The 8,065-nt window shown below is 66.9% G+C and carries 6 protein-coding genes; 4 read left to right on the top strand and 2 right to left on the bottom strand.

All coding sequences use genetic code 11. The features are described 5' to 3' along the window. Positions 1 to 2,963 (bottom strand): DUF3427 domain-containing protein (locus CF8_RS19030; protein ID WP_442937103.1); only part of this gene is annotated, 2,963 nt, incomplete at its 3' end. A gap of 172 nt (positions 2,964 to 3,135) precedes the next feature. Here CF8_RS19030 and CF8_RS21655 point away from each other — a divergent pair. Continuing rightward, positions 3,136 to 3,966: a nuclease-related domain-containing protein gene (locus CF8_RS21655; RefSeq protein ID WP_084622946.1), complete on the top strand. Its 831-nt coding sequence runs from the start codon at positions 3,136 to 3,138 to the stop codon at positions 3,964 to 3,966. Positions 3,967 to 4,065: 99 nt separating this feature from the next. After that, positions 4,066 to 4,344 carry an excalibur calcium-binding domain-containing protein gene (locus CF8_RS19015; RefSeq protein ID WP_010834721.1) on the top strand — a complete coding sequence of 93 codons (279 nt, stop codon included), beginning with the start codon at positions 4,066 to 4,068 and terminating at the stop codon, positions 4,342 to 4,344. A 26-nt stretch (positions 4,345 to 4,370) separates the two neighbouring features. Here CF8_RS19015 and CF8_RS19010 read toward each other — a convergent pair whose 3' ends face one another. After that, positions 4,371 to 5,822 carry a PhoX family protein gene (locus tag CF8_RS19010; protein ID WP_010834720.1) on the bottom strand — a complete coding sequence of 484 codons (1,452 nt, stop codon included), beginning with the start codon at positions 5,820 to 5,822 and terminating at the stop codon, positions 4,371 to 4,373. A 149-nt stretch (positions 5,823 to 5,971) separates the two neighbouring features. Here CF8_RS19010 and CF8_RS19005 point away from each other — a divergent pair, with 149 nt between their 5' ends. After that, complete coding sequence (locus tag CF8_RS19005) at positions 5,972 to 7,267, top strand: hypothetical protein (protein ID WP_156887275.1); 1,296 nt, start codon at positions 5,972 to 5,974, stop codon at positions 7,265 to 7,267. 53 nt (positions 7,268 to 7,320) lie between these two features. Then, positions 7,321 to 8,065, top strand: a 745-nt coding sequence (locus CF8_RS19000) for a hypothetical protein (protein ID WP_036491496.1), incomplete at its 3' end; no start/stop codon positions are given.

Genomic DNA, 8,065 nt, shown 5'->3' with positions numbered 1-8,065 from the left:
TCTCCGGGCAGTTTCTCGTGGCCGCCGACAAACAGATATGGCGACGTGCCGAAGTCGTCCCTCGGCTGCTGGCGGACGAACAGCAGCACAGTTGACGAGCCATCGAGGTAGCGCCGCCCCGTGGGTGAGTTCACTGACGTTGTCGACTGTGTCTCCCAGTGGAACAGGTCGCGTGAGATGGGGTAGTCGGCGTACATCGTCGTGGGTGAGTAGTCGGCCTCGGACTTCTTGAGCGTGATGAAGAAGGCGTCGACGTTGAGATGAGCCGAGTAGTACACGCCCTCCCGGAAACTGTTGGGCAGCCGCGGGAAGTCGAGGGCGGGGAGGATCTCCTCGCGCTGGTAGCGAGCGTGGACCTGGAGTGGGACATCGGCGAGAAGTCCGGGCAGCGCGAAGGGGACGTGTCGCGCGTCCTCAAAGCTCAGGTCGACAACGCTCGCGACTTCAGCTCGCGTTGCAGCTTCGCGGCGCAGTGCATCGAAGCCTTCGGAGACCGATGCGAAGCCGCCGCCGTCGTACCAGAACGAGTAGTAGAGCATCCGGGCGAGCCGCTGTTCCTCTGGCGACAGGTCGTCATAACGGTGGGCGTCGTCGGCCAATAGCGACCTATAGGCATCTGCCCGCTGCGGGTCGTCGACGTGCGTGAATGCGCGCACGCGACGAAGCATTTTTTCCTCGTGCTCGTCGCCGGGGAGCGTGTCGAGTCCCGCGTCCTGGCGAAGCTTGGTCCACGAGCGGCTGCCCTGCCGCAGGACGTCGCTGAGCTCGAGCCCTGACGTTTCCAGAAATGACCCAAGAGAATCGTCTTTCGTGGCGCGGAGTTGCCCGACGATCTTGCTCCACTTGCCTGCGAGCTGAGACTTGAGGTTCTCCAGCACGACCGCCTGCGTCTGCTTGTCCAACCGCACCTGACAGCCAGACGGTAAGAACGGGAAGTCCTCCGCGACCGCCTTCTCGAGGTGCTTCCCGTGGATGCCGGTAAGCACGGCGAACTTGCTCGAGAAGTTGAACTCCTTGCGGTGATAGCCGACGAAGTCGAGCACCGTCAGCACCGCCTTGCGCTGCGTCCGGCGCAGTCCGCGGCCCAGTTGCTGCATGAAGATCGTCGCGCTTTCCGTGGGGCGCAGGAACAGCACCGTGTCGACGTCAGGAAGGTCGAGACCTTCGTTGAAGACGTCAACCGTGAACAGCACGTTGACCTCGGCCGAGCGCAGGAATCGCAACGCCTCCGACCGGTCTGAGCCAGGAGTTCCGCCCGTGACCGTGCGTGCAGGAATGCCTGCGTCATTGAAGACGCGGGTCATGTACTCCGCATGGGCGACGCTGACGCAGAAGCCCAGCGCGCGCATCTCTCCGACGTTGACAATCTTGTCGCGTACCTGACTCAGCACGATTCGAGCGCGAGCGTCGTTGCCTGTGTAGACGTCGGCCAGTTGACCCTCGTCGTACCGTCCACGACTCCACGCGATCTGTCGCAGGTCGGTGCCGTCGGCGACGCCGAAGTAGTGGAAGGGGCAGAGGAGATCCTGCCCAAGGGCGTCCCAGAGCCGGAGCTCTGCTGCCGTTCGACCCTCGAAGAACGACCGGACATCCGTGCCATCAGCGCGTTCAGGCGTTGCGGTCAGCCCGAGCAGTTCTCGTGGCTGAAGGTGTTCGAGGATCCGCTGGTAGGTCGCCGCCTGAGCGTGGTGGAACTCGTCGATGACGACTACCTCGTAGGCGTCTCGCGGGATCTTGGCAACTCCGTACGACGTCAACGACTGAACACTGGCGAAGACGTGCTTCCACCGTTCCGGACGCTGCCCGCCGACGTACAACTCGCCGAAGTCGCCGTCCGCCAGCACCTCGCGATACACCCGCATGGACTGCTCGAGGATCTCGCGACGGTGGGCAACGAACAGAAGACTGGGTGGTCGGCCACCGGCTTGGGCGACCTGGTGCCGGTAGTCGAGGGCTGCGATGACGGTCTTCCCGGTGCCTGTTGCCGCGACCACGAGATTGCGGTGCCGGTCGTGGAGGACTCGCTCAACCTCAAGCGCGTCGAGCATCTCCTGTTGGTAGGGGTAGGCCCGGACTTCGAGTCCGACGGTGCTCATGGTGACGCGATCGGAACCCTTGCCTCCCTTCGCTTCCAGGAGGGCATCGTCGAGGCGGTCCCCGTCGCGGTCGGGGTCGTAGCTCTCGAACTCGGGGCTGTTCCAGTAGGCATCGAAGGTGGCTCGGAACTTGTCCATCAAGCTCGGCGTCGCTGCTGTGCTGAGTCGGACGTTCCATTCGACGCCTTCGAGCATCGCGGAGGTCGTGAGGTTCGACGATCCGACGTAGGCGGTGTCGAAACCCGTGTTCCTCCCGAAGAGCCAGGCCTTCGCATGGAGGCGAGTTCGCTTCGCGTCGTACTGCACCTTGACCTCGGCGCCGAAGTCGCGGACCAGACGGTCGAGCGCTTCGCGTTGAGTGCCGCCGATGTACGTCGTGGTGACGACTCGAATCGGAATGCCCGCGTCACGCGCAGTCGCGAGCTCGCCTTCGATGAGGCGCAGCCCGTGCCACATGACGAACGCACAGAGCAGGTCGATCGAGTCGGCGGAGTCGATCTCCGCGCGTAGTTCCGAAGCCAGGCTTGGTTCGCCGTGCGCGTTCGTCAAAAGCGCTGCGTCGTTGAGCGGTGTCTTGGGGCGGTGTCGGAGCCGCGGCGTACGACCGGGGCCGTCGGGGAGTCGCAACGCCCGCAGCTCTCGCACCGGGTCACTCATGGGATCCGGGACGGCTTCGATTGCGCCGAGCACGGCATTGGCTGCCGCCAGCCGGGCGACGGGATCTTTGATGGAGGCCAACCGCGAATGCAGGGCCTTGGCGATGTGCCGCGTGAGCACGTGGGACTGGTCCGCGTCGTCGACCTTGCCGAGCTCGGGTTCAAAGCCCTGGAGCGAATCCAGGGATAGCTCGAGCCCGGCCGTGACCACGTGTTCGTACAAGCCCTCGCGCACGCTGCGTACCTTGCCAGCTTGAGCTCGGACATTCCCTCGAACCGACGAATCGGAAGGTAGACGTTGCCCGTCGCGCTTTTTCGATTCCTCGTCGAGTTGAACGTGAGCTGTGTTTGGATCTGCGCGGATAGCAAAACGGGAGAGTGGCATGGCCGGGGAATCAGCGCGTGAGCAAGCGAGCCGCCAGCGGGCGAAGGCTGCCCGACTGATCGAATCAGCCGATCGTTGGGAACGCGGCGCAAACGGGGAAGTCGCTGTCGCCTCCGCTCTAGCCGAACTCGAGGCCAGCGGCTGGACGGTGCTTCACGACCTCGCCTGGCCGGGTAGGAAGTACGCGAACATCGATCACGTCGCAATCGGCAATGGACGTGCGTTCGTCATCGACGCCAAGAACTGGAGTGGCGATGTCGCAACGCGTGGAGGGATCCTGCGGCAGAACGGGCGCAGTCGGGCCAAGGAGGTTGCAGCTGTCGCGGAAGCGGCAAGCGCTGTCGCTGGCCTCATCCCCGAATCTTCTGAAGCCGCCGTGAGGCCCGTGCTCTGCCTCGTTCGCGATGACTGGTTCGCCGAGCGTTTCGGAGAGGTCCTGGTCTGCTCCAGCCAGAACCTCGTGGCGCAGCTCCGCGCTCAGCCGGCTTGCCGCGAACCTGTGTCGGCCGGTGACCTCGCTCAACTGAAAGACGCCCTCGTGGCTCACAGGACAGTCGAGCGTCAGGTTCGCCCTCGCACCACCTCGCCGGTGCGCATGAGCCGCAGGAAGAGTGGCAAGAAGCCAAGCGCGGGCGCAATGGTCGCTGCCGTCGCGACGATTGCGCTGGTCCTGTCCCAGCCGACGTGGTTCACCTCAGCGATGCAGCGAGCGTCGGAGGAAATCGTGGCCCTGCTCGCGCCGTCGACCGCCCATCCAATCCCGGTCGAGAAGTCGCCAGCCAAAACCCCACGGCCACGGAAACAAGAGAAGGTAAAAAACGGCGGCTGAGCCCGCCAAGACTGCGATTCCTCTGACACGGCCCTGGTTCCCGACGCAGACTCGAGTCGCCGTCAGATAGACGGCCCATCAGCCGTCCTGGGGGACCACATGAAGAAGAAGCTTGCCGCCGCTGCAGCCCTGTCGCTGCCCTGCCTCGCGTTCACGGCGGTGGCCGCAGACGCCGCCGCCGTACCCGCCAAGTGGGCGAACTGCACGACGGTCAACAAGCGTCTTCCGCACGGTGTCGGTCTTGCCAAGGCTCGCGACAAGACATCCGGCACGCCGGTGACGACCTTCCGTCGCGACTCGGCGCTGTACCGAGCGGCCGATGCCGCCAACGGTGGCCTCGACCGCGACAACGACGGCATCGCCTGCGAGAAGGCGTAGCCGGCCGGCCGATTTGTTGGGCGGGCTCAGACCCCGATCTCGTGCCACGGCCCCCAGATGGCGAAGGTGCGCCCGCGACTGGCCTGGATGTTCACGAACAGCGTCCGCCCGCCCTGGCTGAAGGTCGACCCGGCGAACTCGTCGTTGGTCGGGTTCAGGGCGATGTCGAAGAGGTTGCCCTCCTTGGACAGGCCGCGGATGTAGTTGTTGTCGGTGTTGTCCTCGCAGACGACGAGCGTGCCGCGGGGCGAAGTGGTGATGTTGTCCGGCAGGTCGAGCACCATCCGGCCGGAGGACTGGAAGGCGCAACGGAGGGTCCCGCTGCCGGTTTCGTAGGCCCACACCTGTCCGAAGCCGCGGCCGTAGCCGGCGGGGTTCTCGTTGCCGGTCTCGGCCTCACCACCGCCCTGCGTCGAGGTGAAGTAGACGACCCCGGCACGTGACACCTGTCCCTCGAGCCGGGAGAAGTAGGCCGCACCCTGGGCCCAGCCCTGCCGTGCGACGTGGGTGATCGCCTCGTTGTTGCTGGTCGGCGCGGTCTCGCCAGGCGTGTAGGGGAAGTCGGGGGCCGGGTCGGCGATCGGCACCCATTCGGTCTCGTACGTCGCACCCTGCACCTGCGCCGCTTCGAGATGCGCGTTGTCGATCCCGACGATCTTGAGCATCTCCAACGTCCCGCCGTCCTCGAGCCGGCCGACGAGCATCGGGTCGGTCGGGGGCTTGTAGCGGTAGAAGCCGGAGGCGAAGCCGAAGTCGTCCTCGGTGAGGTAGAGGTAGCCGCTCTCCGGGTCGTAGGACACCGCCTCGTGCGCGAAGCGCCCGGCCGATCGGATCGGCTGGCGCGACGACTGCCCCTCGCCCGGGAACGCGCTGGCCGGCACCTCGAAGACGAAGCCATGTGGCTTGGTGAGCGACACGTTGGAGGTGCCGGTGAAGTCGGGGCCGACGTCCGGGCCGTTGATCGTCTCCTCGCAGGTGACCCAGGAGCCCCAGGGCATCTCGCCGCCCGAGCAGTTCATCATCGTGCCGTTGAGGCTGGTGAAGGACCGGATCACCTCGCCCCGGCGCGTCACCTGGATCGTCGTGGTGCCGCCACCCGCGCGCGAGTCATACGGATTGCCGGGGCCGAACGCCGCCGGTACCGGGTTGTTGACCTCGTGGTTGCGCACCAGCAGCACCGTGCCGTCGGGGCCGGGGAAGGCGCCCATCCCGTCGTGCCGACCGGGCAGGGTCGTGCCGTCGGTCAGCACCACCGGAGTCGTGGTGTCGTGGAACGAGCGGTAGCGGAAGCCCTCCGGCACGTGCAGGCGCACGACACCGTCGCGCTCGTCGGGGACAGGGAAGAGAGCGACCGCCTGAGGTGTGGTCTTGGCCGAGGCCGGGCCGGCGGCCACCAGGCCTGCGAAGGGACCGGCCAGCGAGGCGGCAGCGGCGGTCTTGAGGATGGTGCGGCGTTCGAGCGACTGGTCTGTCGACATGGCTGTGAGGTCCTCCGAGGTCAAGGTGCTGATCTCGGGACACTAGGCCTGCGATGGGCGGGTGTAAACGGTCCTGGGCCCAGTCGCCTTTGTCCACAGATCACCCGAGGGGTCTGGTGCCGGCGACGCGTTCCGGTTGGACTGAGGCCATGCCCACATCACGCCACCGCCGCAAGGGACGCACTCGCCGTACGACACCGTCGCGACCCGTCGAGAAGGTCGACCGGCGAGACCCGTTCCTGGTCAACGCGCCATGGCTCAGACGGATGCTCGAGGTCGACTCGGTCGAGGCCCGCGGCGATGCCGTCGAGGCGCTGCGTCTGATCGAGGAGATGCCGAACGGCCCGGACGGTCGTCCGTGGTGGCGGCCCTCACGGATCCGCAGGCTCAGGCAGATCGTCGACCTCGAGGACGCGGCGCCGGCGTGGGTCTGGGCGAGGTGGGTGGTGGCCCAGGCCGCCCAGGCAACGCCGGGAAACCCGAACCGTGCCCTGGAGGTGGCGGTCGCAACCCGCGGCGGCCGCAGCACGTTGTGGGGCGTCGACGACACCGATGCGCAGTCGAAGGTCATGGACCACGACTGGGTCTACCGGCAGCTCGTCCTGCATGAGTACGGCGGCCTCGCGGAGTTCATCAGGACCCGGGCCGGCAAGGTGTTGCTCGGACGCGCGGCGGGCGTCGAACGCTGGGTCTCCGCGCCGATGGGTGGCTTCGAGCTCTTCATGGAAGAGGCGGACCGGATCCTGTGGTTCGACCTGTCAACGAGGGCGGTGGTCGAGACGATCAACTTGGGGGCGGCGGCGATGCTGGCCGACGGCGAGTGCGTGATCGGGCGACTCGTCGAGTCGGACGGGGTCGCTCTCTTCGAGAGCGCGCCCCTGTGCGTGCCTCCCGACCGGCTGGGTGGGTGGATGCCGTCGCCGACGGCTGCCGCGGACGCCCTGGGCGCGGTCATGTCCCAGCTCGTGGCGCGGCTCCACGAGTTCGACCTCCTGTTCGACCTGCCGCAACGAGTACGTCGACAGCTGGTCCAGCCTGCCGACCCTGACCTGAGCTCCGACCAGGTCGGCACCGGTGGCAACGGTCAGGAGTACGACGCCGCGCTCGTCCTCGCTGCGCTGGCCGGCGAGATCGACGTGGAGGGCGACGGTGACAGCGACTGCACCTGCGAGCGGTGCAACGAGGGGTCGCGGCCACTGGCGCCGTTGGTGGCCGCCGCCGTTCTCGAGCCCGGCACCGTCGAGGCGCTGACTCCACTGCTCGTCGCTTCCGATTCGCGGGCGGTCATGCACCTGGCCCGGGTCCTCGCCGCACCTGCCGACGAGGTGTGTCTCGGTTGGCACACCAGCTGGCCGATGCGGCGTGAGGTTGCTTGGCCGACACCGGAGCCCACAGGTCCCCTTCTCGTGTGGGAGCGGGCCTCAGGGGCGGCCGTGAGCGCATGAATGGAATGTCGGCCACCCATTGACTCGAACAGATGTTCGAGAGAGAATGGGTCATGGCCACCGACACCGTCACCCCGACCGCGATGATCGTGGAGCTGAGGGAGACGACCGCAACGTTGCGGTCGGCGCAGACGCGGGTGTTCGTGCTGGCAGCCGAGTGGGCCGATGCCCACCCTGACGAGAAGGCGACCACGAGTGGTGCGTGCATTCACGGCTGTCCGACCACGGGGCTGCCGGGTGAGGACTTCGGCGGCGGCTGCGCGAATGGTTGTGTCGGTGACCCGGACGGGTTCGACGATCCGTTCATCCCCTCGGTGCGGTGGGACGCGCCGGCGGCGTTCGGTGGCGCGATCGGGCGGTCCACCAACGCCGCGTCGTGCCTGATCCGCGATGCGCTGATCGTGCGACACCGCCTGCCCCGGCTCTGGGACCGGGTGCTCGTGGGCCAGGTCGAGCCGACGAAGGCGCGGATGCTCGCGCGCTCGATCATGGGTCGCCCGCGTGATGTGGCGGACCACATTGACACCCACGTCGCTCACCTCGCGCACAAGATCGGTGAGGTCGCGCTGGAGAAGAAGATCGACGAGGCGATGCTGCGGCTCTATCCCGAGCAGCGTGAGGCCGACCAGCTCGAGGCCCTGGACCGGCGGTTCGTGCGGCTCGACGAGGCCTCGATCAACCACACCGGGATCGCCGACATGGCCATCCGTGCGGATTGGAAGGACCTGTTCGACTTCGACGTCACCGTGTCCCGGGTCGCGGTCGCGATCGCCGCGAGGGACGCGGCCCTGGGCCTGC

Source organism: Nocardioides sp. CF8 (assembly GCF_000389985.1).
Classification (GTDB): Bacteria; Actinomycetota; Actinomycetes; order Propionibacteriales; family Nocardioidaceae; genus Nocardioides; species Nocardioides allogilvus.
Note: the sequence above shows the minus strand (reverse complement) of the source record. Positions and strands in the feature narration are given on the sequence as shown.

Bases quoted from the DNA above. Each gene is read 5' to 3' on its own strand.
- CF8_RS19005 (WP_156887275.1), top strand. From the start codon at position 5,972: ATGCCCACATCACGCCACCGCCGCAAGGGACGCACTCGCCGTACGACA.
- CF8_RS21655 (WP_084622946.1), top strand. From the start codon at position 3,136: ATGGCCGGGGAATCAGCGCGTGAGCAAGCGAGCCGCCAGCGGGCGAAG.
- CF8_RS19015 (WP_010834721.1), top strand. From the start codon at position 4,066: ATGAAGAAGAAGCTTGCCGCCGCTGCAGCCCTGTCGCTGCCCTGCCTC.
- CF8_RS19010 (WP_010834720.1), bottom strand. From the start codon at position 5,822: ATGTCGACAGACCAGTCGCTCGAACGCCGCACCATCCTCAAGACCGCC.